This window comes from Niallia sp. 01092 (assembly GCF_052318935.1).
Classification (GTDB): Bacteria; Bacillota; Bacilli; order Bacillales; family Cytobacillaceae; genus Niallia.
Window position 1 is genome coordinate 97,388 of record NZ_JBQRKO010000001.1, and the last position, 24,461, is coordinate 121,848.

Here is a 24,461-nt window from a genome sequence, read left to right on the forward strand (position 1 = left end):
TAACGTTAAGCGTTCAGACATGTTCGATGCGTTAGAAACCCCCACTTCAAATTTTCGTTAGAAAATTAAGTGGCGGGAGTATTCATTGAGAAAGGGAATCACTATAAAAATTTTCAGTATAATAAGGCTGTGAATCGTTATTAAATGCAACTCCGATTCCTAAATATTTATAACTTTCTTGAAGGATGTTTTCTCTATGACCTAAGGAATTCATCAGCCCTTCGTGGGCAAAGATGCTGCTGAACTGACCGTATGCCAGGTTTTCACCAGCTGTGATAAAATGAATATTGTCTTCCTTCATACGATCAAACGGAGATTGACCTTGTAAATTTGTATGGTCGAAATAGTGATTTTCCGCCATATCTAAGCTATGCTCTCGAGCTGTTTCTCTCACATGATCATCCCACGTTAAAATGGGCAGCTTGTGATTTGTTCTCGAAGCGTTTGTTAAATCAAATAGCTGATATTCTAAGCCTTCTTTTAGTTGCTGGCTTGACTTTGTATAAATAGCATTTTTGTTTTGTTCTAATTTTTCATCGATCTCTTGAATAGCTGTAACCGTATTGTTTTCGTGTTTATCATAAAAAATCGTGACATAGCTGTTGTCGAGGTGGAATACATCGTACTCGCCATCACTACTAATCCTATAGTTAATCAAGCCTTTTCTCATGATTGATTCAGGAGTACCGAGGTGCTTATGAACCAATGGCTTAGAGCTTCCCAATTTTACTCCCGTTGAAGACGCAATCAAATCTTGATTGGTATAAATGCCACGAACGATATTTTTTTCATCATAAGCAACCATGATAAAATTGTGATAGTTCTTATGATACGTTGCCCAACTGACACCATATTCATTTTTCGAAATTCTGTTCGGCTTTCCAGATTCTCGCTCAACATCAGCTCGTGATACACCTAATTCAATATTACGAATCGAAAATATTTGATCTTTAGGAGCTGTTAATTTGGGTGCTTCAACTTCTGTATCTTTTGATTCTAAATGTGAATGATCAATTGACGTAGAGATAGAATTCGGCTGCTGATTGGAAGTATCAGTCTCAGAATTGATATCTAAATTTTCTTTTAACGAATCGACTAAAGAATGAATAGATTCCGCTGAAGTTGAAGAAACCAATTGGTGAAGTGGCTCTTCCCATACCTCCTTTGAAACATAACCGATAAATACAATCATTAATAAGAGAAAAAACCGTTTCACACTGACACTCTCCAATTCTAGTATTATTGTATTACTATTATTTTTGAAAAGTTTTCGCCCCGTAAAAACGGAACGTACAAAGACAGAGTTATATCTGATAATCTTTCAATGGTAAAACAGTGTATGTCATTTTTTAAATAGGCATACACTGATTTATTACGTTCTTTATTTAGAAAGTTGTGTTGTAGGACTATACATGTAATTTCTTAGCAAAATAAATACTAGGCTCAATATCAATGATATCAATCCCACTAACACAACATATTTTGTACCTATTCCTGATATGAATAATCCACCTACAGATGTACCAAGTGTTATTCCTAAGTTACAGGATGTTATAAATAATCCATTAGTAAAATCAGGAGCTTCTGGGGCTGCAGATGTCATCCAATATTGACTAATATTATTTCCTATACCAGCTAATATTCCCCAAGCTAAAGTAATGATAGCTACAGGTACAGTGAATTGTCCCATTAAGAATAATAGGATGTAAACTACTGCAAATACAAAAGGATACGACACTACAGATTTGATGGCACTATTAGAAAGTAACTTTCCTGCTATAATATTTCCAATAATATTGGCCCCACCGTATATGACTAACATTAAACTAATTGTTTTCCCAGAGATATTGGTAATGTTTGTAAGATACTCGGCAAGATAACTATACACTCCAAATATTCCTGCATTTATTAAAATAACAGCCACAATAGAAAGCCAAAGTATAGGCTTCTTTAATACGCTTAATTGTGCACCGTAAGAAAGTCGTTCCTTAACAGGCATAGAAGGGAAAAATACTAATGCAGCAATAAATGCTATAGCATTTACAATAGCAAAGAATAACATCGCCATTTGAAACGACACGGTGCTAGCAATAAAACTTGTGATTGGAACACCAAGTACCATACCTGCAGATACGCCCATAAGTACCTTAGCAACAGCTTTTGGCGCATCTTCTTTGCGAACTGAGTTCGCAGCTATTGTAAATGCTGCTGAAAAATAAATGGGATGAAAAATGGCTGGAACTACACGGGCAATGACTGCAACCGTAAAGTTTGGTGCAAATAGGGAGACAATGTTACTTACAACGAACATACCAAGTACAAATAACATTGCATTCTTGCGATTTATTCCTGAAAACAGTAACGGTATAGTAGGACCACATATTGCAACAGTAAGCGCAAAGAGACTCACCAGCCACCCGGCCGTAGCTACACTGATATGAAAGTTATCAGCAATGAAAGGTAATATCCCCATAACTCCTATTTCAGTATTGATAATGCCAAAAGCTCCTATGGCTAATATAAATATAAGTAAATTATTTTTTTTCATTATTATCATTCTTCTCCCTTATTTTTATGATCAATTCATCCTTTAAATAAGGAAGTTGCTTCCTTATTCTAATTTTCCTTTGAAAGTTCTATCGTAAAGCAAGCGTATGCACTATACTTTCAGCTATAATGGTCGCCTATATATCCTTGTAATGTGCATGGATGTTAATTTACATAACCAAAAGATCTCAAAGACACTATTTCGGAAAACAAAAGGCGGGGTAGCCAATTCAAAAGGCTGCCCCACCTATCATCAGGTCCGGGTCAAGATGACAGAAGACATCTTTCCGAGTTATAAGGTAGAAATGTCAATAACGAATCGATATCGCACATCACTACGGAGAATGCGTTCATACGCTTCATCTACTTGATCAGCGCGGATTACTTCAATCATAGGAGCAATGCCATGCCCGGCCGCGAAATCAAGCATTTCTTGTGTTTCGCGAATGCCACCTATAAGTGAACCAGCAAGGCTACGACGACCCATGATTAGAGAAAACACTTTATATTGATCTGGATCAGCTGGTGCACCAACATTTACAAGTGTTCCATCGATGCGAAGCAAAGATAAATACTCATCAACATTGAGGTTTGCAGACACAGTGTTTAAGATAAGATCAAAGCGACCAGCTAATTCAGTAAACGTAGCAGGGTCACTAGTTGCATAGTAATGATCTGCACCAAAACTTAGTGCTTCCTCTTTTTTATTTATAGAACGACTTAAGACCGTTACTTCAGCACCCATAGCATGCGCAAATTGAATGGCTACGTGTCCAAGGCCTCCCATTCCCACAATGGCAACCTTTTTACCTGGTCCAGCATTCCAGTGTTTCAAAGGAGAGAATGTGGTAATACCCGCACACAATAGAGGGCTTGCAACATCCATCTTCAGGTTATCTGGAATGCTGACAACGAATCCTTCTTTTATAACGATTTTTTGACTATATCCACCATATGTTGGATTACCATCATAACCTAATGAATTATAGGTTCCGACAAAGCCTTTTGTACAAAATTGCTCTTCACCACTTAGGCAGTATTCGCACTCTCCACAGGAGTCAACCATACAACCAACGCCAACTCGATCACCAACAGTAAATTTTGTAACGTCTGATCCTACGGCTGCTACGACTCCAGCGATTTCGTGTCCAGGAACCATCGGGAAGATTCCGCCACCCCATTCATCAAAAGCACTATGAATATCAGAATGGCAGATACCACTAAATTTAATATCGATTAAAACGTCATCTGGTCGTAATTCTCTACGCTCGATAGTAGTATGTTCAAATTTCGCTTTTGCAAGTGGAGCACTTAGAACACCTGTCGTAGTCATGTTTTTATGATTATTACACATAAGTAAACACAATCCTTTCTTAATAAAAATAATAAGTTCACTGAAGAAATCACATCAACCCATTATTTTTAATGTATTTAAGCAGTGATAAAAACAGTTTAATCCTTAAAGTAGACTTTAAAGCAAGAGAATTTTTAAAAAAATTTGATCTTTTTTCTTAACATATTTTTACTGTCTGATAAAAGCTAAATAATCATCAATTTGATTTAGAGAAGATAAAAAATTTATTTAATACTACGGGTTGCTTTAATGCAAACTTTAAAGTTTATAATCATGAAAGAACAAAATATATAGCTAATAGTAAGGAAAGGAAGGGATACAGGTGAGAGGGCAACCGATGCTTTTGCAGGTGAAATGATTAAATTTGTCCAGATGGATAAAGATTTAAGTCACTGATCAAGTCTTCATCTCTGCTTTATATTTCAAAAGATAAGTATAAAATTTTTGAACTTAGATGAGTGTCTAGCTCCAGCGCCTAGCCCCTGTGAAAAATAACCCCATGCCTCTAAAAGTAAAAAGCACTTTTTGAGGTCATGTGAACATTTTTCTTCGGGGCTGAGCAAGGCGCTCACGCTTTTCTTATGAGGAGAGGTAATTCATTTGGTTTCTAATATGGGCATTCTTTATCAAGGGGGAAAGATCATTAAGTTAAAAATTAAAAAACAATTATTGCTATTAGTACATGAAGTTGTAATGAAAGGAGAATAAAAAATAAGGGGGAAGATACAATGCTATTTTATATAAAGGAAGCTGCTGAAAAGGTAGGGTTACCTGCACATACACTGCGCTATTATGAACAAGAGGGGCTTCTACCTTTCATAAAAAGAGATAATAATGGAAATCGTATGTTTGACGAAAAAGATTTATCATGGATAGAACTTATTATTTGTTTAAGGAAAACGGATATCAGTCTTTCAGAATTACGTGAGATTGTCGAATTAACAAAAGAAGGGGGATGTACAGAATTGAAACGTAAACAGATACTTGGAAAATATAAACAGAAAATGATGGAGAAACAAAAAGACTTAGATAAAGCTGTTGTAAAAATCAAAGAGAGAATGCAGTATTTCGATGAATTAGAAAAGAAATACGAGAAAAGATAATATGAATATGTCATTTTAAAGTGTATTAAAAACAAAATATTCACTACCTAAAATCATTTATAGAGTAACGATATTATCTTTTGGAAAATGAATCTACGCAACTCTGATGTTTCATAGGTGATTTTATAAACCCTTAATTTTTTGCTGTGATATTATTAATGGCTGTCCTAAAACGGCAAATCTATTAAAAATTGAAAACAAAGATCGTTGATATATCAGCATTCTTGAACATGAAAAGGGACATCCAATAGCCGAGAAATCGACTTATTGGAAAGCCCCTTTTCTTTGTTATAGGTATATTTGGAAATTTTAAGATGCTAAAATTTATTTTGTGAAAATGAAGAATTAGAGTTTTTTTAATTTACTTTGTAGGTCTTTCTGCTTTTTATATTATTTCTAGGGGTGTTAATTCTTATGTATGCATGTTTAAAAGAAATTTTTTTAAGGTCTCCATTGCAATTTGCTCATCGACTCCATCTACCAGTAAGGTAATTTCATCACCTTCTTTAACTGCTAAATCCATCACCTTCATTATGCTTTTTCCATTTGCAGAAATTCCATTTTTAGCAAGAAATACCTCGCTTTTAAAAGAAAAAACTTCACGCACAAATAAAGCTGTGTGTATAGCATGAAGGCCTTGCGGAAGTCGAATTATAAGTTTTTGTTTTAACATAATTTTTCACCTTATTTCTGTTCACTTATTTTTTATTTCTCTAACCTGTATAAATACTTCTTATGGATCATTTCCTTCTTTACAAGAGAAATCGTATTATTTTTATTAGCGCTACTACTAGCACCTGTTATTTGTTGTTATACTCTTTCGTAAACGACCTCATTTAATTTCTTAAAATTCTTAATTTAAAAAATATATGTAAAAATTGTAACAATAGTTTAAGTGTTAAAGTTAGCTTTAAAGCAAGGTGTAATTAATAAAAAAAGCTGTTTTATAGACTATTAAACAGCTTTTTTTATTAATTCTTTATGATAAAAGCTCTCTTTTAGGACTATACATGTGGTTTCTCAGTAGAATGAATGACACTCCAAAGCATTTAAGGTGAAAAATTTTGTATAACACTTGACTTGAAGTCGACTTTAAGGAGTAGAGTGTGTTTGTAATAATCATTAGGAGGAACTTATGATGACAAATATTGAAGGAAAAGTTGTTATTATTATGGGTGCATCAAGTGGGATTGGTGAAGCAACTGCCAAGAAACTTGCGCAAGAAGGAGCAAAATTAGTGATTGCTGCTCGCAGGGAAGATCGCTTGAAAGCCCTTGTTAAATCTTTACCAAACGCTGAAATTTCATACGCGGTTGCCGACGTATCGAATAAAGAAGAAGTTCAAGCAGTTGTAGACTTAGCTGTTGAAAAATATGGTCGTGTGGATGTACTCTACAACAACGCTGGAGTTATGCCAACTGCTCCACTTTCAGAAACTCGCTTTGATGAATGGCGTCAAATGTTAGATATTAACATTATGGGTGTTTTAAATGGAATTGCGGCGGTTTTACCTATTATGAAGCAACAACAATCTGGTCACATTATTTCAACTGATTCCGTAGCTGGACATGTTGTTTATCCAGGGTCTGCTGTATACTGTGGGACTAAGTTTGCAGTTAGAGCGATTATGGAGGGATTGCGCCAGGAAGAAAGAGAAAATAATATTCGGTCAACTATCATTTCACCTGGGGCTGTAAGCACAGAACTTTATACAACAATTAATGATCCTGAAAATCGAGAGTGGGTAAAGGATCTTATGAGTAAGAATGAAGAAGGTCTTTCTTTGAAATCAAGTGATATCGCCGATGCAGTAGCTTATGCGATTAGCACACCTAAAACTGTAGCGGTAAGCGAAATCTTGATTCGCCCAACGAAGCAAGTTATCTAATGGATGTAGTCATTAATAAAGTCATTCACTACAACTAAAAGCCGATTTTTTCGTTTAGGAAAATCAGCTTATCTACAATTAAATCAATTATTAAAAAAGCGCTTGAACGGGGTATCAATACCTTATCCAGTATATAGGTTTCATGTTAGTTTTAAATAAATCAAATTGAAAAACAAATTATTCTTTAAGGAGAGATAATAAAATGAAAACTCTTGTTCTTGTTTTTCACCCTAACTTAACTGCTTCTCGTGTTAATCGACTCTTGACAGAAGAAATGGAGAAGCAAAATAGCGTGACCGTTCACCGAGTTTATGAGACTTACTCCGATGAGAAGATCGATGTCGCAGCCGAGCAAAGGTTATTGGAGAAGCACGATCGTATCGTTATACAATTTCCTTTCTACTGGTACAGTACGCCTTCACTCTTAAAAAAATGGGAGGATGTCGTCTTTTCATACGGCTGGGCTTTTGGAAGCAATGGGAACAAGCTGTACGGGAAAGAGCTGCTGATTGCCGTTTCTATAGGCGCCGCTAAAGAAAGCTATTCACTAGACGGCAATTTTAAATACACCGTCCCAGAGCTACTGCGACCTCTACAGGCAACCAGTAACATGATTGGCACAAGCTTTTTAACACCTTATATATTGTACCGAGTGAATCAACTGTCCGACGAGCAGCTTGAGCAAAGTGCGAAGGATTACATGGCTCATGCATTGAACCCAGAACTTAAGCCGCTTCCCGTCCGCTAAGATGGCGCTGTAACGGCAAAAATTTTGTTCAAACAATAAACCTCTCACAAAGAAGCCTAATAGTTTGAACTCATCAATTTCGAATTTGAATAGTCATCCTCTACGAATAACTATTTTTCTCTAATAAGGATGAATTACAATTTTAATCGTTAATGCTAGATCAAGTGCACTCCTGTTTAGTAGTCCTTAATTAAAAAAGCAAATGATACAACCTGAGTTCTGTATCGATAAGGACTCAGGTTATTGGAAAATAAAAAAGCACTCTTTGAAAGAATGCTTAATGACTCTCAAATTAGAAAATCTAAAATAGTGCTTATTCTAGAGATGAATCCTATATATCTGATAAACATTTTGAAAATTTCACCTGAATTTCTTTCAAAAACATATCCGCAGCAGCGGAAAAAACCTGGTGCTTTTTCCAAACAATATTTAAGCCAGATTCAAGTCTTGGCTCCAGCGGTCTAAAACAAAGCTTACTATCACTAGACGTATTCACTATTTTATCAAGGACTACTGCATAACCAATGCCCTCTTCCACCATAATGGCAGCATTATATGCAAGATTGTATGTAGTCACGACATTTAATTTATCAAAATCTTCACCAAACCAATCCGCAAATTCATTTTTAGAAAATGTCTGTTTAATAGCCTGTCGTGAACAGATTAGCGGAACATTTAATAAATCCACTGCTTGAATGGTATCTTTGAAAGCAAGAGGACTGTCCTTTCTCATAACAACGCCCCAAACATCTTTGGTTGGGACATTGATATAATTGTATTTTGATATATCAGCTGGTTGAATTAAAATACCAAAGTCAAGTAATCCCTTGTCAAGTCTTTCAGTCACATCGTCTTCGTTTCCGCTGTAGAGGTGATACCGGATATTTGGATAACTTAACTGTAAATCTTTTACTACCCGTGCAATCTGTCTCATAGAGTCTGTTTCCCCACCACCTATATAGACATCACCACCTATTGTTTCTTCCATTGAACTAAATTCTACCTCTAATTTATCGACCATACCAACTATATCTTCTGCTCTCTTTCGCAAGAACATTCCTTCTTCTGTAAGAATGATACTATGACTACTGCGAATAAATAGTTTTTTTCCTAACTCTTGTTCAAGGTCTTTTAATTGTCTTGACAAGGTTGGCTGTGTAACATGCAAAAAATTAGCTGCAGCCGTTATGCTTCCTTCTCTTGCAACAGTAAGAAAATATCGCAATACCCTAAATTCCATATAACACTCCTCCTATATAATGTTTTAGTATATATGTTTAAGATATGCTCATCAAGCATATCTTAATATAAGATATAAGTAATAGGATATATACAAAAAACACGCTAGAATAAATAATAAACGAGTTTAAAGGTAGAGATTTGGAGGAACTTTTTTGCAAAAACAAAATAATTTACTCATATTTATATTAACCATAGGGGCTTTCGGGATCATAAATACTGAAATGGGGGTTATAGGGATATTACCCTACATTGCTGATCAATTTCATATCAGTGTAACTAAGGCCGGGTGGCTGGTAAGTCTATTCGCACTTACTGTTTCAATATCTGGTCCAACTATGCCGTTATTATTTTCGGGGATAAATCGCAAGAAGGCGATGTTATTTGTACTTGGTATTTTTGTTATTGGAAACATTTTTTCTATATATACATCTAACTATACCATTGCAATAATTGCGCGTGTGATTCCGGCCATTTTTCATCCTATTTATTTTTCAGCAGCTTTTACAATAGCTGCTAACTCAGTTCGCAAGGAAGAAGCTCCAAAAGCTGTTTCAAAAGTTTTTATTGGAGTATCTGCGGGTATGGTACTTGGTGTACCAATCGCCAGTTTTCTGGCAAGTATAGTTTCGTTTCAAATATCCATGGCGTTTTTTGCTATCGTGAACGCAATAGTATTTATTGCTACATTAGTATTTTTCCCTTCTATGCCTGTTAAAGAAAGACTTTCTTACGGAGCACAGGTAAGCGTATTAAAAAAACCAATTACTTGGCTTTCCATTGTTGCTGTCATTTTACTAAATTCAGCAGTATTTGGGGTGTATAGTTATCTTGCTGAGTATCTTAAAACCGTTACGAATACCTCTGGGAAAGCAATTAGTTTAATGTTATTCATATTCGGGGGAGCAAATATTATTGGAAACATTGTGGCAGGGAAGTTACTTACTAAAGATGCCATTAAATCTGTTGTATCTTTTCCTTTTGCTTTGGGAGCCGTTTACATCCTATTATTCTTATTAGGACAATTTACTTTTCCTATGGCTATCATTACTTTAGTTTGGGGGATATTGGCTGGTATAGCAGTTAATATTAATCAATATTGGATGACATCTGCAGCTCCAGAAGCTCCTGATTTCGCTAATGGATTATTTTTATCATCCGTTAACTTAGGAACAACAATTGGAACAGCTGTAGGTGGATTATTTATTTCAGAATTAGGTACACAATACGTCGTATTAGTGGGATTATTATCGCTGGTATTAAGTTTGGTATTTATTATGTTAAGGAACTACATGTATAGTCCTATAAAACAACTTTCTAGATAAGGTATTCATTCAACAATCTATAACAGTTTTCTAATCAGTATTCTTCATTTACTGGATGACTGATTATTCTTTATGAATAAATAAAGAGGAGGAAATATGAGAAGAAAAAGAATATTTTATATGTTTTTATTATGTGTAATATTTGTAGTATTAAGTGGTTGTAGTAACACTAAACCTAATGATTCTAATAAGCCAGAGTCGAACTCTAATTCAGAATTATCCTCTGATTCATTAAATAATAATCAGACTGATAATGAGGTAGCGCAAGATAACTCTATGGGAGAGACAGATAATTCATCTATTTCAGAATCAAATGAAAGGGAAGGAAATGATGCGATGAGTAGTATGACAATTACAGTTGGAGATGAAAAATTCACTATTACTTTGTACGATAACCCAACTACCCGAGCTCTTGTTAAAGAATTACCTATGACGGTTAAAATGGATGACCTGAACAGAAATGAGAAATTGTATTATTTCAGTCATTCGTTACCTACGAATAGTGAGCGAGTAGGAAGTATCAATGCTGGAGATTTGAATTTATATGGTTCGGATTGTTTTGTTCTATTTTATGAAAGTTTCTCTACTCCTTATAGTTATACGAGATTAGGCTATACTGAAGATGCGACAGGATTAGCAAATGCGCTTGGCAGAGGAAGTGTCACTGTTACATTTGAACTGGATATTTAAATAAGTTTTCCATGTGCAAAAAAATGTATTCAACTAAGCATATTTATCGCTTTAGTTGGATACATTTTTATTTTTTAGAAGTGGTTAGAATGTAGATTCAATAGTTAAATCACTATTTTTACGTTTTGTTTAATTTTTTTTTATCGCCAAGTATACCATCAAAATAATTGAAATAACTGTTCATACTGTTCACTTATTTTTTGTAAGTCCAATTTTCATTATATTGATCATTAGTTTGAACCATCGTTTTGTAAAGGAGAAAAAAACAACGTTCAAGATATATAAGCTAAAAAATTAAAAAACATTTTGATATCGTTTGACTTCAAGTCAACTTTAAAGTGTAAAGTGAATGCATAACCTTAATGAAGGAGGAGATGATTATCCAAATATAAAGCATATAATTTTCATTTAATAATTACTTTACGGTGTAAAAACAGCGATTTTAACTTGGAATAGAAGCAAGATAGAAGTCCAATTGTGGTAAATAACGAGACAATAAAACGAAACTTGGAGGAAAAGAATATGAAAAAACGATTCATTCTGATACTTATATTGCTGCTGTCCCTCACCCTTACTGCTTGCAACAACAATGAAAATAATACAATGGACAATTCAATGGATGATACAACGGACAATTCTCAACAAGGGGAGACCTCCTCTGGGGCTAATTCCGGGGAATACGCTGAGATTGGATCTGGGGCTCATCTTGTGAAATATCCTGACCTTAAAGATCATATCGTGTTTACGACTTACGATCGAGGAGATATTCATGAAAACATCTATGTAAATAGTAGGGAAGCAATTGAAGCAGTGCAGAACGGAGAGGAGCTTCCGAGCGGCACCGTGATCACTCTCGAAGGATTTCGAGATGGAGAGATTGAGCATTATTTAGTGATGGAAAAGCGTACCGGCTGGGGTTCCCAGTACTCGCCTGAGGAGCGTACTGGGGAATGGGAATTCCAGGCATTTACTCCTGACAGAGAAGTGATGGAAGATGGTATTGGCGGACAAGCTATTGGACGATGCTATTCCTGCCACGCAAATCAGGAAAGGGACGAATTTATGAATTCGTATGATGACATGAAAGAGTTTGATTTAGGAAAAGTTGCACAATCAAAGAACAGCAGTACGGAAACCCCAATTGCAGCTATTCCTACAGAGCACTGGAAGGTAAATGAGATATCTGCTCATATGAATGATTCGAAGGATGTAAAGAAAAAAGAAAGTAATTTAATTGATGATGAGAAAAAAGCGAAAAAAATTCAGGACGTTCTTTTGAAGATGTATTTAGAGCAATATAATAGCTAGTGCACGTACCTGCGATTAAAGGATATTTGCAAGTCTACTTAAAATAGGATCACTGTTGGAACAAAAATCCAATGATTAACTAAATAGAAAGAGGAGAATTCTTTGAATCGAAAGATGGTATTCAAACTCGTAAATGATATTGTTATGACAGTTCTTATGTTAATAACAATTGCCTACTATATTACCGGAAACACAATCCATGAATTCCTTGGTGTGTCGGTACTTGTATTATTTATAGTCCACAATTTTTTAAATCGACGTTGGTATAGTACGATACTTAAGGGAAAACACAATCTACGTCGCATTCTGCAAATAGGACTTAATTTGCTTTTTCTAGTCGTAATGACTGTGATGATGATATGTGGAATACTAATATCCAGTGATATATTTCCTTTTATTCCAGTAAATAATGACATGATCTATCGGCAATTACATGTTCAGACAGCCTATTGGGGATTCATCATCATGGCAGTACACATAGGGTTTTCTTGGAGTATGATTATCAATTCAGTACGGAAAATGACGGGAATTACCAGCACTAGCCGTATTCGCACCATTGCGTTGCGTACTTTGTCGGTGTTAATTGTAATCTATGGGGTACATTCTTCCATCGAGAGAGAGATGGGTTCGAAGCTAATGATTTATAGCCCATTTGGTTTTGGGTTTAATGATAATTCCACTATAAGATTTTTAATTGACCACTTAGCGATTATGGGAATTTATATTTGTGGAACACATTATGCTTTGAAATTTATTCAGAAACAAGAACAAAGAGCAGTTCAAAAAACTGATAAGGTTTAGAAGTTTAGAAGCATTGGCTGTCTTGAGGAAGAAGTATATAAAGGCAGATTATAAGAAGCTAGAAAATCCAGTTATTTTCTATTTTGCATAAACAAATTGATGCTCAGAAAAATAAGGGGAAAGGAAGAGAAATCATTGAATGTACTTGTTATAGGAGCAAATGGCCAAATAGGCCAACATCTTGTAAAGAAGCTGCAAGCTACAAATAAATATAACACTATTGCTATGGTTCGAAAGGAAGAGCAAACAGCAAAGTTTGAAGAACAAGGAGTCAAAACAGTACTCGTTGATTTGGAAGGGAGCATCGATGATATAGCCAATGTTGCAAAAGATGTGGATGCAGTTGTATTCACAGCTGGCTCAGGTGGTCATACGGGAGCCGATAAAACAATGATGATTGATTTGGATGGAGCCATTAAATCAATGGAAGCAGCTAAACAAGCTGGGGTGAAGCGTTTCATCATTGTTAGTGCGATTGGTGTTCATCATCGTAAAAAATGGTTGAAAAGTGCATCGTATTATAGTGCGGCTAAGTATTACGCAGATGCTTGGTTACAGAGGAGTGGTCTTGATTATACGATTATCCGTCCTGGGAGACTGTCTAATGATTCCGGAACAGGGAAGGTAAAAATGGCAGTTGACCTTGAAGATGGACAAATTCCTCGCGAAGATGTTGCATTAGCAATTGTTGCTTCACTGGAGAATAACAGTACGATAGGTAAAGCCTTTGATATGATTAGTGGAGAGACTTCAGTTGAGAATGCCCTGAAAATGCTATAAAAAGTTATTCTATCAAGAAAAACTAGTATCCCCCTTTATATATCTAAGGATAATTACTAGTTAAATAAAAGAAAGTGAAAGAAGCTATTTATCATATATAGAAGCTGTTAATGTAATAAAAAAGATGGAGAGAGGAATCTTCTATATAAGGAAAAATCTCTACAATTAAACTCCTTTTTAGTTAAGGAGCTCCTCCATTTTACAATAACAAAGAAGATATTATTTGAGGAGGTATTCTACAATGAAAACACGAAAAAATCTATTATTTCTTAGTTTAATTGCTTTGATTTTCATTCTTAGTGCATGCGGAGGATCACAACAGGGCGCGGATAATACGGACAACAACACGAATCAGGAAAACATGGAGGGCATGGACCATACCAACATGGATGACTCTACAACATCTGATTCCAATTCATCGTCAAATGCAAGTTCAGGTGAAGAAGTAAGTATAGTTGCTTCTAATTGGAAATGGGACTTGTCTAAAACTACTTTTAAAGTAGGCGAGCCAGTGACCTTTTCTATCGAAGGACAAGATAGTTCTCATGGTTTTACAATTGAAGGTACAAATATAAAAGAGCAAATTGCACCTGGAGAAACAAAAAAAGTCACCTGGACCCCAGAAAAAGCAGGAGAATATACAATAAAATGTACTGTCTTCTGTGGAGATGGTCATGACGATATGGTTCAGAAAATAACAGTTAACTAGTTGTAAACTTAGACCATAAATTTTTATTTTCACTATCGGTTTTAGAAGAAGAATCTCCAAAGTAAATAAAAGACAATGATAAACAAAATGAAAAACTTTTGATTTTTGTCTGCAGTCAACGAAGGGTGGCTGCGGACACCATGCTATTTTTATCTGTGAGTGAATTTTTGAACTGGTTTTTCAGGAATAGGTTCAATAAGAGCATTTATAATCACTTCTAGATTTTTGGTTATTCTTCATGTTATTTTCAAAATATTTGTACGAATCAATAAGGAGGAGAATTAGTGGGAAATCGGTTTAAATTCACACTTTTGTTTATATTGGCGATATCAACGTTTCTTACAGCTTGCGGAAGTAGTAATAATGAGAGGGAAAACAATGGTGATGTTACTCCAAATAAAAATTCAAGTGGTGAACAAATAGATAAAATCGATGAGCAGGACAAACAGAATAGTGAGGATTCAACAATGGATAATGGAGGTTTAGATAATATGGGAGATGTTAAAGTCAAATTGACATTTAACAAAGAGGAAGTAATTGTGAAAATGTATGATAATTCAGCAAGTAGAGATTTTTTAGCTCAATTGCCGTTAACGATAACATTTGAAGATTTTGTAGGTAAAGAGAAAATTAGTATTTTACAAAAAAAATTATCGGCAGATAATATCCAATCCGGAAACCAACCAAAAAAAGGAGACTTTGCATATTATTCTCCTTGGGGAAATTTGGCTATATTTTATAAAGGTAATGGGGATGCCTTAAATGATCTTATTATACTAGGTCAGATTGAATCAGGAAAAGAAAACTTTGAAAATATTCAAGGTGATTTCACAGTTCATATTGAAAAAGTCGATTAAAGGAAGAGATTTGGAGGAACTTTTTTACAAAAACAAAATAATTTACTCATATTTATATTGACCATAATTAAAAAGCCGAAAAAACTAAAAGTTACCTTAGCCTATAGTCAAGGTTATTATTAGGTGAGAAATGGAGGAGTTAAATGTCACTCGATAAACAAGTTGCGCTTGTCACCGGCGGGAATCGAGGAATTGGATATGAGCTGGTCAAACAATTGGCTTTGAATGGTTTTACGGTCATTTTGACAAGTCGGGATCCAGAAATGGGTCATGAAGCTGCACAAAAAATTAGGGAGTCAGATCTTGACGTTTCGTTTGTGGCAATGGATGTAGACAATCAAGATAGCATCCGTCAAGCTGCGATTACAGTAAATGAGCGGTATGGAAGATTAGACGTATTGATAAATAATGCTGGAGTTTATTTGGATGAGAATAAAAAGTTATTGACTATGGATCCGTCTATTCTAGAGAAAACGATGGCAACTAATTTCTTCGGTGCTTACCATGTCATCCGTTCCTTTATTCCGCTCATGGAAAAGCAAGGCTATGGGAGAATTATTAATGTTTCTTCAGAATATGGGGCGATGAGTGAAATGTCCTATCAAGGAGTAGGGGCTTATAAGTTGTCTAAACTTGCCCTAGATGGATTGACGCGATTGGTTGCTGCAGAAATCAAAGGTGATATCAAAATAAACGCAGTTGATCCAGGATGGGTAAGCTCAGATATGGGTGGACCATCGGCTCCGAGAACGCCAAAGCAAGCTGCTGAGTCTATCCTTTGGTTAGCGACGATTGGACCTGAAGGACCTTCCGGAAGGTTTTTTAGAGATGAAAAACAAATTCCTTGGTAACATTAGCAATTTCTTAGTCATGAAAATTCTTTTCTGGAGGAACTTGGAAGGAACGGAAGAAAAGTGATGAAACACAATTTAAAATCGTTACTGTGACGGGATTTGCTCACCCAGCATGCTTGATCGTAAGTGATGCTTTGAATCTCTTTATCACTAAAACTTTGAAATGAATAATATGTTCAAGAGCGAAGAGTTTGGTTGAGGTTCGACATTTATTTATACGTTTGACTAACCTGGCACTTATAGCTATTATTGCTTAATCCATCCGTCTATGGAAGCGAAAGTCATAGTAGAATAATAGATCAGTCGTGAAGGATACAATAAGTCCCGGTAGCATCCGGGGCGTTTTGACGTTAAAATAATAATAGATTTTATCGAAAAAAATTAAGAAGGAGTAGGATAACAAATAGTGAAGAAACTATTAAAATTATTTCTGTTATTCCTTTTTGTATTTATCGTCTATCAATCTTTCCTATTTATTAGGGGATATTCCAGCTCTGCGGACGATGTTAAATACGAAGTAAATACAGAGACTCTGCCAACTGAGCTACTCCCAATTGTAGCTGAGAAAGTAGAGATTTTAAAAGAAAAAACAGCAGAAAAAGGGATTACAATCCTTATCACAGATGATTACCGCTCGTTTGAGGAGCAAGACAAGCTTTATGACAAGGGCAGAAAGACTCCCGGAAAAGTAGTTACTTATTTGGAGGGAGGCGAATCCTATCATAACTTTGGACTTGCAGTGGATTTTGCTCTTCAGCTTGAGAACGGTAATGTGATCTGGGACACTGAATATGATGGGAATGGAAATGGTCAATCAGACTGGTTTGAGGTTGCAGAAATTGCAAAGGAGCTGGGCTTTCAATGGGGAGGAGACTGGACCGGCTTTAAAGATTATCCCCACCTCCAGATGGATTTTGGTTTAACTATTAATGATCTACAAACAGGAAAACGTCCCAAATACCCCAGCTAAAATCCTAGCTTTTTTCTTGTTAAGGAAGTGTCAACATAACTGAAACCAACTGAAAGTAGATGTTTAAGTTTTCAAAACGTTTATATACATACCAGTAGTTAAAAGGGAAATGAATTATGAAAAAAATATAAGTTATTTACTTTGTTAAGAAAACCCTAGGCCTAGCCTAGGGTTTTCTTAACAAAAAAATGTGAATCCCGACAAGATATACGGGATTCACACAGCGGTTCTCACTCAAAGTACCATTGGCAAGCAAAGTTCTCTACGATCTTCAACACAAGCCTTATTTTTTCTTCAGATTTTTTTTGAAGAAGGATTCGAGCTTGTCAAAGGGGATTAAATTCACCCGGTCGTACAGATCCACATGACCTGTGCCCGGAACAATGTAGAGTTCCTTCGGTTTGCCCGCCAGCTTGTAGGCTTCTTCGCTAAACTCTCTGGAATGAGCGTTTTCACCCGTGATGAAAAGCATTGGACGAGGAGAAATCGTCTCGATGTCTTCGAACGGGTAAAAATTCATGAATTTGACGTTGCTAGTAAGCGTCGGGTGCGTTGTAAGTTTTGGCGATTGACCTTTAGGGGTGTATTCACCTCTTGGAGTGCGGTAGAAATCATAAAACTCACGCTCAATGGCGTTAGAGTTTTCATTTAGTTCATGTACTGTCCCACTGGTGTATTTGGTTTTACCGCCTGTGAACTCCACATAGCGTTGCTCCGCTGCCTCTTCGAGAATCTTCTTTCTCTGCTCGAGAGTCTGCGAGTGTTTAAGCCCGTTACGGTTGGCGGCACCCATGTCGTACATACTAACTGTCGCAATGGCTTTCAAGCGCGGGTCGATCTTGGCTGCACTGATGGCAAAGCTTCCGCTGCCACAAACCCCGATAACACCAATCCGATTTCTGTCAACAAACTTCCGGGTTCCTAGGAAATCCACCGCAGCACTGAAATCCTCGGCATAGATATCCGGCGAAACAGCGTTGCGAGGCTGACCCTCACTCTCTCCCCAGAAAGACAAATCCAAGGACAAAGTAACGAATCCCCGTTCAGCCATTTTAGTGGCATACAGATTTGCACTTTGTTCTTTTACTGCGCCCATAGGATGCCCGACAATGATCGCGGGATTTTTAGTGTTCTTCTTCAAACCTTTAGGAATAAAAAGATTCCCTACAACATTCATGTTGTATTGATTTTTAAACTTAACCTTCTGCATGGTTACCTTGTTGCTCTTGTAAAAGTTGTCTGCTCCATTGGACATGTCCGGCGTGTATTGATTTTTAGCCGCAACGCCAATGCTGGTCGTGGATAAAACCAAGCCCAAAACCATTGTTATAAGCATAATGATAGATTTTTTTTTCAATTTAAATGCCTCCGATGTTTTTTCTGATGTTATGACTATTTTGTTGACGGTTGAAAATTATACAAAATATATTTTGCTGGTACCTTATTCCTCCTCTCTAGACAGGTTAATAAAAGTTTAATCTTTAAAGTCGACTTTAAAGCAAGGGATTTATGGGGTTTTTTATTGTATACCAGGAAATTATAAACGAAACAGAGTTGTGGATAACTTAGCGGCCTTAGTCCGTATCCAGCGTATACGCCTAGCTCCCCGCGAAAAATAACCCCATGCCTCTAAAAGTAAAAAACACTTTTTGAGTCATGAGAACATTTTACTTCAGAGCTGTACTATAATTTCTGAAAAAAATATCCATAAGGTTCTTCAGGTTGAATAGTTGCTAACCATTACTTTTAAGTAGAAGAATAACAACGTTTAAAGTACATATGCTAAACAATTTTAAAAATCATTTTGATATCACTTGACTTAAAGTCAACTTTAAAGTGTAAAGTAAATGTGTAACTTTAATGAAGGAAATAATTATCACAAATATTGCAGGAAAAAGGGCATCATGTTATTTTACAATAGAGTTAATAGGCAGTTAATACTTAGTTGGCGCTAAAAAATTTTTCACACATATGGTCAGCTAATTGAATTAGGGGCAAGAGTAGAAGATCCTACGTCTTATAATCGATGTTTATTCAAGTCTACCTTAGTGAAAGCTGCTGAAGGTGTTATTAAAAATACTATTCACCAAAATATATCGAATAGATTTAACATAGGGAGTTTTTAATAATGAAACTTGTAAATTGCGAATGCGGTCATGTTAACCCATTCGGAACAATTCTTTGTGAATCCTGCGGGAAACAAGTCGATGGAAATAGGGAAAAGTCATTTGATATGCGTTATGAAGGAAGTGCAAGACGTTCACAAACGTATAAAAAGACAACAATCGATAAAATTTGGAACTTTTTTTCATCTGTTAAAGTAGGAATATGGATTATTATTCTTATTTTAATAGGTTCTGCGATTGGAACAATTTTTCCTCAGCAGATGTATATTCCCCAAAATGTTGTACCCGAAGAATTTTATCGAGATGAATATGGCTTATTCGGCCAAATATTTTACCAATTAGGTTTTAACAATTTATATGGATCATGGTGGTATTTTCTACTACTGGCTGCTCTAGGAATGTCACTTGTTATCGCAAGTTTGGACCGAGTTATTCCACTGTATCATTCTTTAAAAAATCAAGGGGTTACACGTCATGATAGTTTTATACGTAGACAACGTCTTTTCAATGAAACAAGAGTAACAAAGAATCTTGATGAACAGTTAGATTCGGTAATATCTAAATTAAAGAAAAGACATTACCATATTCGAGAAGAAAATGGCAACTTTATGGCTGAGAAAAATCGATTTTCAAGATGGGGACCATATGTGAATCATGTTGGCATTATTATTTTCCTTATTGGAGGAATGCTCCGATTTATACCAGGGATGTATGTAGACGAAACCCTTTGGATTCGTGATGGTGAAACAAGTGTTATTCCAGGAATAAATGGAAAGTATTATCTAAAAAGTGACAAGTTTATGATGGAAACTTATCAAAAAGATCAAGAGGATAAAGTATATGCAGATGCCATTTCACGACTTGGAGATGGAAATATCGTTAAAAATTATCAAACGAATGTGACCTTATATGAACGAAAAGGTGAAATAATTCATGGAGACAAACCTGATCTTAAAAAGGTGAAAGATAAGCAAATCAAAGTGAACCAGCCTTTAAAACATAATTCATATGCTGTTTATCAGGTTTCTTATAAATTAAATGAACTAAATAAGATGACTTTTAGCTTAGTTAATAAAAAGACAGAAGAAAGTTTTGGTCAAATTACGGTAGATTTGTTAAACCCAAAAAAGAATTATGATCTAGGTGAGGGATATAAAGTTGAACTTTTGGAGTACTTTCCAAATTTCTATTTTAATAGTCGAGGTCTTCCTGCAACAAGATCACAAGTTCCTGATAATCCGGCATTTGTCTTTAACATGATATCTCCTGAAAAACCAGATGGAGATAAAAGCTTTGTTGCTATTCAAGAAACAATTGAACGAAGTGAAGACAATCAATTAAGAATGAAATTTGAAACCGCTGAAACGAAAAATCTATCAGCCTTTACAGTTCGTAAAGATAATACGTTATGGTTTCTTGGATTAGGAGGAGCTATTTTTATGATTGGCGTTATACAAGGGATGTACTGGAACCACCGGCGATTATGGATCAGACGAAATGATGACGGTATATTAATGGCAGCCCATACAAATAAAAATTGGTATGGTATCCAAAATGAAATAAATAATATTTTAAAAGAAACCAACTTTCAAGAATTAACCGATCAAACAAAAAATTGATAGAAGGAGGATAAGGAATGGTAGTTTTTAGTGGGAACTTGCTTTATACAGCATTCTTTCTATATTTAATTGCAACATTTCTTTTTGGTGGAGCAATTCGAGATAGGAGAAAACAATACGAAAAACCAAGTAAATGGGCTGCAGTCGCAATAAGTGCGACCATTTTAGGTTTCATTGCACATCTTGGTTATTTTATCACCAGATGGATTGCTTCTGGACACGCACCGGTGAGCAACATGTTTGAGTTTATAACTGCTTTTTCTATGATGTTTGTATTAGCATTCGTCATTCTTTATTTTTTATATAAAGTGGCAATTTTAGGTTTATTTACTTTACCTATTACATTATTAATTATTTCTTATGCAAGCATGTTCCCAACAGATATTTCTCCATTAATACCAGCATTGCAATCGGACTGGCTTGCTATTCATGTAACGACAACGGCACTAGGTTCAGCTATTTTAGCTAGTAGTTTTATTGCAGGTGTCATTTATTTAATCCGTTCTGTTGACCAGACGAAACAATCAAAGAAAACTTTTTGGCTTGAGGTTATCATGTACACGATTGTGGCAACACTTGCATTTGTAGTGATTACAAGTGTTTTTAGAGGATTGGATTATGAATCTGTCTATACATGGGTCGATAAAAATGATCAAGAGGTTGAAATGACTTATCATCTCCCTTCACTTGTAGGACCTAATCAAGGTGAATTACTTACAAAAGATAAGATGGAGGCTTTTATTGAGGTGCCAGCTATTATTGCCGCTGGAAAACTAAATACAGTGATCTGGTCTGCAGTTACGGGTTTATTTTTATACGGAATACTAAGACAGATTTTAAGGAAAAGAATTTCTGCAGCTCTTCAGCCATTAACGAAGAACTTGAATCTTGATTTAGTTGATGAAATTGGATACAGATCGGTTGCGATTGGATTTCCGGTGTTCACTTTGGGTGCACTCGTTTTTGCGATGATCTGGGCTCAAGTTGCCTGGACACGTTTTTGGGGATGGGATCCTAAGGAAGTATGGGCTCTCATTACATGGTTATTTTATGCTGCATATTTACATTTACGGCTCTCTAAGGGCTGGCATGGTGAGAAATCTGCATGGCTTGGGGTCATTGGTTTTGGGATAATTATTTTTAACTTAATTTTTGTTAACCTAATCATTGCCGGTTTACATTCTTACGCTTAATTTGACATTTGTTGCAAAGAAAAATAGAAAGTATTTCGCCAACAATTTTATTAATAAAAACCATCGTGCATAGCAGATTAAAAAATTTAGTTTTTCATTGCCAAATTTAATACTAAATTGCTAACTAGTTTACTGAATACATCAATAAAAAAAGGAGGTTCAGATGAAAAACAAAAAGGCTAGATTAATTATTCGCTTGAGTCTATTACTCGTTATGATTTCAGCTATAACTTACACGCTTTATCAGAATTTTTTCACTGAAAAAATTCGAGTTCAGGCAGGAGATCAAGCATCGGATTTTGTGCTTGAAGATATGAGAGGAAATAAAGTACAACTATCAGACTTAAAAGGGAAAGGGGTTTTTTTGAATTTCTGGGGAACATGGTGTGAACCATGCCAGAGGGAGATGCCTTATATGGAAAAACAATACAATCACTATAAAAATCTTGGTGTAGAAATATTAGCTATTAATGTTGCGGAAAGTGATGTTGCCATTGAAGCTTTTGTAAAAAGACATAATCTTTCATTTCCCGTTCTAAAAGATAAAGATCGAGCAGTTACCGAAGCTTATGATATTACGCCAATCCCGACTACATTTTTAATCGATAAAAATGGAAAGGTTCTAAGGGTTATAACTGGTACTATGACTGAAAGCGATATAAAAAACTACATGGAGTTAATAAAACCATGAAAATGCTAGGTGTTTATTAGTGGAACAGTTGAACGTATTCTTAGCATTTGGTGCCGGATTTTTATCGTTTATGTCCCCGTGTACTCTGCCTTTGTATCCAGCTTTCCTTTCGTATATTACTGGATTATCCATCAATGACTTGGAGACAGAACGAGGAATTTTTAGAAGAAATGCTTTTATCCATACCATCCTGTTTTTAATAGGGTTTTCTATTATTTTCTTAGCCTTAGGGTTATCAACGTCTTTCATTGGAACCTTTTTTGGTGAGTATCATGATTTTTTAAGACAAATAGGCGCTATTTTAATGGTGTTTTTTGGTTTAGTTCTTACAGGTGTACTTAAATTTTCCTTTTTACTTTTGGATAAAAAAATCCAATTTCAAAAGAGACCTTCGGGTTATGCAGGTTCTATACTAATCGGTATGGGTTTTGCAGCTGGATGGACTCCGTGTACAGGGCCTATCCTTGCAGGTGTAATTGCCTTAGGTGTCACAGACCCAGGAAAAGGACTTCTTTATATGATGTTCTATACTTTAGGATTCTCTATTCCTTTCATCATCATGACCTTTTTTATTAATAAAATGAAGTTTTTAAAAAGAAATAGCAAGCTTTTTATGATAATAGGCGGTTTACTAATGATTGGAGTTGGTATTCTATTGTACTTTAATTGGATGATGAAGATTATAGCATGGCTATCTCCTTTATTTGGGGGATTTACTGGAATTTTAATAATTAACCCCTGCATTTAAGTTATATGGAAATCGACAAATTCAATTTTTATTTTTTAAAGTAATAATGTTGGATGAATATTAGATGAGATCACCAATTAAAAGTAGTTGATTATGAGGAGGGATATTATAGAATGCATAAGGGTTGGATGTGGATTACCTTGTTTTTAATAATTCTTTTTGTTTTTTCAGTAACTGGATTGAAAAATTTATACCAGGTAGAGAGTAACAAAATGGATGAAATGGAAGAAGGCAAATGTGAAGGAATTTAATTTAAAAACAACAGATGGATATTTTTCTAAGCCTAATGGACGAGAGCTTTATATTTGGAGATCCAATCTTAGGGAGTAGCATGTCAAACCTGTTTCAAAGCTCAAAGTAAAATGAAGCCGATCATTGAAGGACATGAGGAACAAGAAGGGATGATCTCACCGTTATTTACTTCTGGAAATAAAGATGATTCAACTTGGGCACCTTCCGGAATAGACTATTATAATAACAAATTGTACGTTGCTGCATTAAGGGGATCTGCTATTTTAGAATTTGATCTGAAAACAGGTAAATATCGCAAAGTTATAACCGGCCTTGGTAGGATTAGAGATGTGCTAATTGAAGATAACTCTCTTTATTTTATTAGTAATAATAAAGATGGGCGGGGTTCTCCACAGGAAAATGATGATAAGTTGTACAGAATTTTACTTTCAGAATTAAATTAAGGTACTTCAAATTTTCCTCATAATTGAAAACCTATGGTGTGTTCTTCTAGTGACCGTGCTAGATCCCCGCCAGCTAAGGGGTGTGTACATTTCTAAGTGTCAAAAAGGATTATCCTTTCCCTCGAGAAACCTAAGATAAATGGTACTTTGGTATGATTTGTTTTGGTTTAGAGGGAGCTTGGGCTTAGTCTAATAAGATAAATTGGATTTTTCTTG

23 protein-coding genes and 1 pseudogene are annotated in these 24,461 nt (G+C 35.4%); 18 read left to right on the top strand and 6 right to left on the bottom strand.

Going from position 1 to position 24,461, the window contains the following annotated elements:
- Positions 1-82: 82 nt before the first annotated feature.
- The 3 genes from ACTXGU_RS00530 to ACTXGU_RS00540 form a co-directional block, all read right to left on the bottom strand.
- Positions 83-1,216: a CAP domain-containing protein gene (locus ACTXGU_RS00530; protein WP_443479537.1), complete on the bottom strand. Its 1,134-nt coding sequence runs from the start codon at positions 1,214-1,216 to the stop codon at positions 83-85.
- Between the two features lie 165 nt (positions 1,217-1,381).
- Positions 1,382-2,551 carry an MFS transporter gene (locus ACTXGU_RS00535; protein ID WP_443479796.1) on the bottom strand — a complete coding sequence of 390 codons (1,170 nt, stop codon included), beginning with the start codon at positions 2,549-2,551 and terminating at the stop codon, positions 1,382-1,384.
- Positions 2,552-2,839: 288 nt separating this feature from the next.
- Positions 2,840-3,901, bottom strand: a complete 1,062-nt coding sequence (locus ACTXGU_RS00540; RefSeq protein WP_443479538.1) for an NAD(P)-dependent alcohol dehydrogenase — start codon at positions 3,899-3,901, stop codon at positions 2,840-2,842.
- 728 nt (positions 3,902-4,629) lie between these two features.
- Between ACTXGU_RS00540 and ACTXGU_RS00545 the strand changes: the two genes are divergently transcribed.
- Positions 4,630-5,004 carry a MerR family transcriptional regulator gene (locus ACTXGU_RS00545; RefSeq protein WP_443479539.1) on the top strand — a complete coding sequence of 125 codons (375 nt, stop codon included), beginning with the start codon at positions 4,630-4,632 and terminating at the stop codon, positions 5,002-5,004.
- A 412-nt stretch (positions 5,005-5,416) separates the two neighbouring features.
- On the opposite strand, the gene ACTXGU_RS00550 is transcribed toward ACTXGU_RS00545, so the two are convergent.
- Positions 5,417-5,677 carry an HPr family phosphocarrier protein gene (locus tag ACTXGU_RS00550; protein ID WP_443479540.1) on the bottom strand — a complete coding sequence of 87 codons (261 nt, stop codon included), beginning with the start codon at positions 5,675-5,677 and terminating at the stop codon, positions 5,417-5,419.
- Between the two features lie 465 nt (positions 5,678-6,142).
- Here ACTXGU_RS00550 and ACTXGU_RS00555 point away from each other — a divergent pair, with 465 nt between their 5' ends.
- Positions 6,143-6,892 carry an SDR family oxidoreductase gene (locus ACTXGU_RS00555; protein ID WP_443479797.1) on the top strand — a complete coding sequence of 250 codons (750 nt, stop codon included), beginning with the start codon at positions 6,143-6,145 and terminating at the stop codon, positions 6,890-6,892.
- A gap of 202 nt (positions 6,893-7,094) precedes the next feature.
- Positions 7,095-7,640 carry an NAD(P)H-dependent oxidoreductase gene (locus tag ACTXGU_RS00560; protein WP_443479541.1) on the top strand — a complete coding sequence of 182 codons (546 nt, stop codon included), beginning with the start codon at positions 7,095-7,097 and terminating at the stop codon, positions 7,638-7,640.
- A gap of 331 nt (positions 7,641-7,971) precedes the next feature.
- Here ACTXGU_RS00560 and ACTXGU_RS00565 read toward each other — a convergent pair whose 3' ends face one another.
- The gene (locus ACTXGU_RS00565; RefSeq protein ID WP_443479542.1) at positions 7,972-8,880 is read right to left on the bottom strand and encodes a LysR family transcriptional regulator; all 909 of its coding nucleotides are present in this window, start codon (positions 8,878-8,880) and stop codon (positions 7,972-7,974) included.
- 154 nt (positions 8,881-9,034) lie between these two features.
- Here ACTXGU_RS00565 and ACTXGU_RS00570 point away from each other — a divergent pair, with 154 nt between their 5' ends.
- The 9 genes from ACTXGU_RS00570 to ACTXGU_RS00610 all read left to right on the top strand — a co-directional run bounded on the left by ACTXGU_RS00570 (position 9,035) and on the right by ACTXGU_RS00610 (position 17,173).
- The gene (locus ACTXGU_RS00570; RefSeq protein WP_443479543.1) at positions 9,035-10,204 is read left to right on the top strand and encodes an MFS transporter; all 1,170 of its coding nucleotides are present in this window, start codon (positions 9,035-9,037) and stop codon (positions 10,202-10,204) included.
- 96 nt (positions 10,205-10,300) lie between these two features.
- On the top strand, positions 10,301-10,894 hold the full coding sequence (locus ACTXGU_RS00575; RefSeq protein WP_443479544.1) for a cyclophilin-like fold protein: 594 nt from the start codon (positions 10,301-10,303) through the stop codon (positions 10,892-10,894).
- A 522-nt stretch (positions 10,895-11,416) separates the two neighbouring features.
- Positions 11,417-12,202 carry a cytochrome P460 family protein gene (locus ACTXGU_RS00580; protein ID WP_443479545.1) on the top strand — a complete coding sequence of 262 codons (786 nt, stop codon included), beginning with the start codon at positions 11,417-11,419 and terminating at the stop codon, positions 12,200-12,202.
- Between the two features lie 102 nt (positions 12,203-12,304).
- Positions 12,305-13,003 (top strand): DUF4405 domain-containing protein, encoded by a 699-nt coding sequence (locus tag ACTXGU_RS00585; RefSeq protein ID WP_443479546.1) that lies wholly within the window; start codon positions 12,305-12,307, stop codon positions 13,001-13,003.
- Positions 13,004-13,138: 135 nt separating this feature from the next.
- Positions 13,139-13,783: an SDR family oxidoreductase gene (locus tag ACTXGU_RS00590; RefSeq protein ID WP_443479547.1), complete on the top strand. Its 645-nt coding sequence runs from the start codon at positions 13,139-13,141 to the stop codon at positions 13,781-13,783.
- Between the two features lie 241 nt (positions 13,784-14,024).
- Entirely contained in the window at positions 14,025-14,492 is a 468-nt protein-coding gene (locus ACTXGU_RS00595; protein ID WP_443479548.1) for a cupredoxin domain-containing protein, read from the top strand.
- Positions 14,493-14,776: 284 nt separating this feature from the next.
- Entirely contained in the window at positions 14,777-15,349 is a 573-nt protein-coding gene (locus tag ACTXGU_RS00600; RefSeq protein ID WP_443479549.1) for a cyclophilin-like fold protein, read from the top strand.
- Between the two features lie 143 nt (positions 15,350-15,492).
- Positions 15,493-16,200 (top strand): SDR family oxidoreductase, encoded by a 708-nt coding sequence (locus ACTXGU_RS00605; RefSeq protein WP_443479550.1) that lies wholly within the window; start codon positions 15,493-15,495, stop codon positions 16,198-16,200.
- Positions 16,201-16,609: 409 nt separating this feature from the next.
- Positions 16,610-17,173 (top strand): M15 family metallopeptidase, encoded by a 564-nt coding sequence (locus ACTXGU_RS00610; RefSeq protein ID WP_443479551.1) that lies wholly within the window; start codon positions 16,610-16,612, stop codon positions 17,171-17,173.
- 283 nt (positions 17,174-17,456) lie between these two features.
- Here the strand turns inward: ACTXGU_RS00610 and ACTXGU_RS00615 are convergent, their stop codons facing one another.
- A complete protein-coding gene (locus ACTXGU_RS00615; protein WP_443479552.1) occupies positions 17,457-18,530 on the bottom strand; it encodes an alpha/beta hydrolase in 1,074 nt (357 codons plus the stop codon).
- Between the two features lie 771 nt (positions 18,531-19,301).
- On the opposite strand from ACTXGU_RS00615, the gene resB reads away from it, so the two are divergent.
- The 6 genes and pseudogenes from resB to ACTXGU_RS00645 all read left to right on the top strand — a co-directional run.
- Positions 19,302-20,918, top strand: coding sequence for a cytochrome c biogenesis protein ResB (gene resB / locus ACTXGU_RS00620; protein WP_443479553.1), 1,617 nt, complete (start codon positions 19,302-19,304; stop codon positions 20,916-20,918).
- 17 nt (positions 20,919-20,935) lie between these two features.
- Complete coding sequence (gene ccsB, locus ACTXGU_RS00625) at positions 20,936-22,111, top strand: c-type cytochrome biogenesis protein CcsB (RefSeq protein WP_443479554.1); 1,176 nt, start codon at positions 20,936-20,938, stop codon at positions 22,109-22,111.
- A gap of 163 nt (positions 22,112-22,274) precedes the next feature.
- Positions 22,275-22,802, top strand: a complete 528-nt coding sequence (gene resA / locus ACTXGU_RS00630) for a thiol-disulfide oxidoreductase ResA (protein WP_443479555.1) — start codon at positions 22,275-22,277, stop codon at positions 22,800-22,802.
- A gap of 19 nt (positions 22,803-22,821) precedes the next feature.
- A complete protein-coding gene (locus ACTXGU_RS00635; protein WP_443479556.1) occupies positions 22,822-23,550 on the top strand; it encodes a cytochrome c biogenesis CcdA family protein in 729 nt (242 codons plus the stop codon).
- A 113-nt stretch (positions 23,551-23,663) separates the two neighbouring features.
- Positions 23,664-23,801: a hypothetical protein gene (locus tag ACTXGU_RS00640; RefSeq protein WP_443479557.1), complete on the top strand. Its 138-nt coding sequence runs from the start codon at positions 23,664-23,666 to the stop codon at positions 23,799-23,801.
- Positions 23,802-23,918: 117 nt separating this feature from the next.
- A pseudogene (locus ACTXGU_RS00645) lies at positions 23,919-24,245 on the top strand (PQQ-dependent sugar dehydrogenase); the annotation flags it as partial.
- Positions 24,246-24,461 lie beyond the last annotated feature (216 nt).

Bases quoted from the DNA above. Each gene is read 5' to 3' on its own strand.
- ACTXGU_RS00540 (WP_443479538.1), bottom strand. From the start codon at position 3,901: ATGTGTAATAATCATAAAAACATGACTACGACAGGTGTTCTAAGTGCT.
- ACTXGU_RS00545 (WP_443479539.1), top strand. From the start codon at position 4,630: ATGCTATTTTATATAAAGGAAGCTGCTGAAAAGGTAGGGTTACCTGCA.
- ACTXGU_RS00550 (WP_443479540.1), bottom strand. From the start codon at position 5,677: ATGTTAAAACAAAAACTTATAATTCGACTTCCGCAAGGCCTTCATGCT.
- ACTXGU_RS00555 (WP_443479797.1), top strand. From the start codon at position 6,143: ATGACAAATATTGAAGGAAAAGTTGTTATTATTATGGGTGCATCAAGT.
- ACTXGU_RS00560 (WP_443479541.1), top strand. From the start codon at position 7,095: ATGAAAACTCTTGTTCTTGTTTTTCACCCTAACTTAACTGCTTCTCGT.
- ACTXGU_RS00565 (WP_443479542.1), bottom strand. From the start codon at position 8,880: ATGGAATTTAGGGTATTGCGATATTTTCTTACTGTTGCAAGAGAAGGA.
- ACTXGU_RS00575 (WP_443479544.1), top strand. From the start codon at position 10,301: ATGAGAAGAAAAAGAATATTTTATATGTTTTTATTATGTGTAATATTT.
- ACTXGU_RS00580 (WP_443479545.1), top strand. From the start codon at position 11,417: ATGAAAAAACGATTCATTCTGATACTTATATTGCTGCTGTCCCTCACC.
- ACTXGU_RS00595 (WP_443479548.1), top strand. From the start codon at position 14,025: ATGAAAACACGAAAAAATCTATTATTTCTTAGTTTAATTGCTTTGATT.
- ACTXGU_RS00605 (WP_443479550.1), top strand. From the start codon at position 15,493: ATGTCACTCGATAAACAAGTTGCGCTTGTCACCGGCGGGAATCGAGGA.
- resB (WP_443479553.1), top strand. From the start codon at position 19,302: ATGAAACTTGTAAATTGCGAATGCGGTCATGTTAACCCATTCGGAACA.
- ccsB (WP_443479554.1), top strand. From the start codon at position 20,936: ATGGTAGTTTTTAGTGGGAACTTGCTTTATACAGCATTCTTTCTATAT.
- resA (WP_443479555.1), top strand. From the start codon at position 22,275: ATGAAAAACAAAAAGGCTAGATTAATTATTCGCTTGAGTCTATTACTC.
- ACTXGU_RS00640 (WP_443479557.1), top strand. From the start codon at position 23,664: ATGCATAAGGGTTGGATGTGGATTACCTTGTTTTTAATAATTCTTTTT.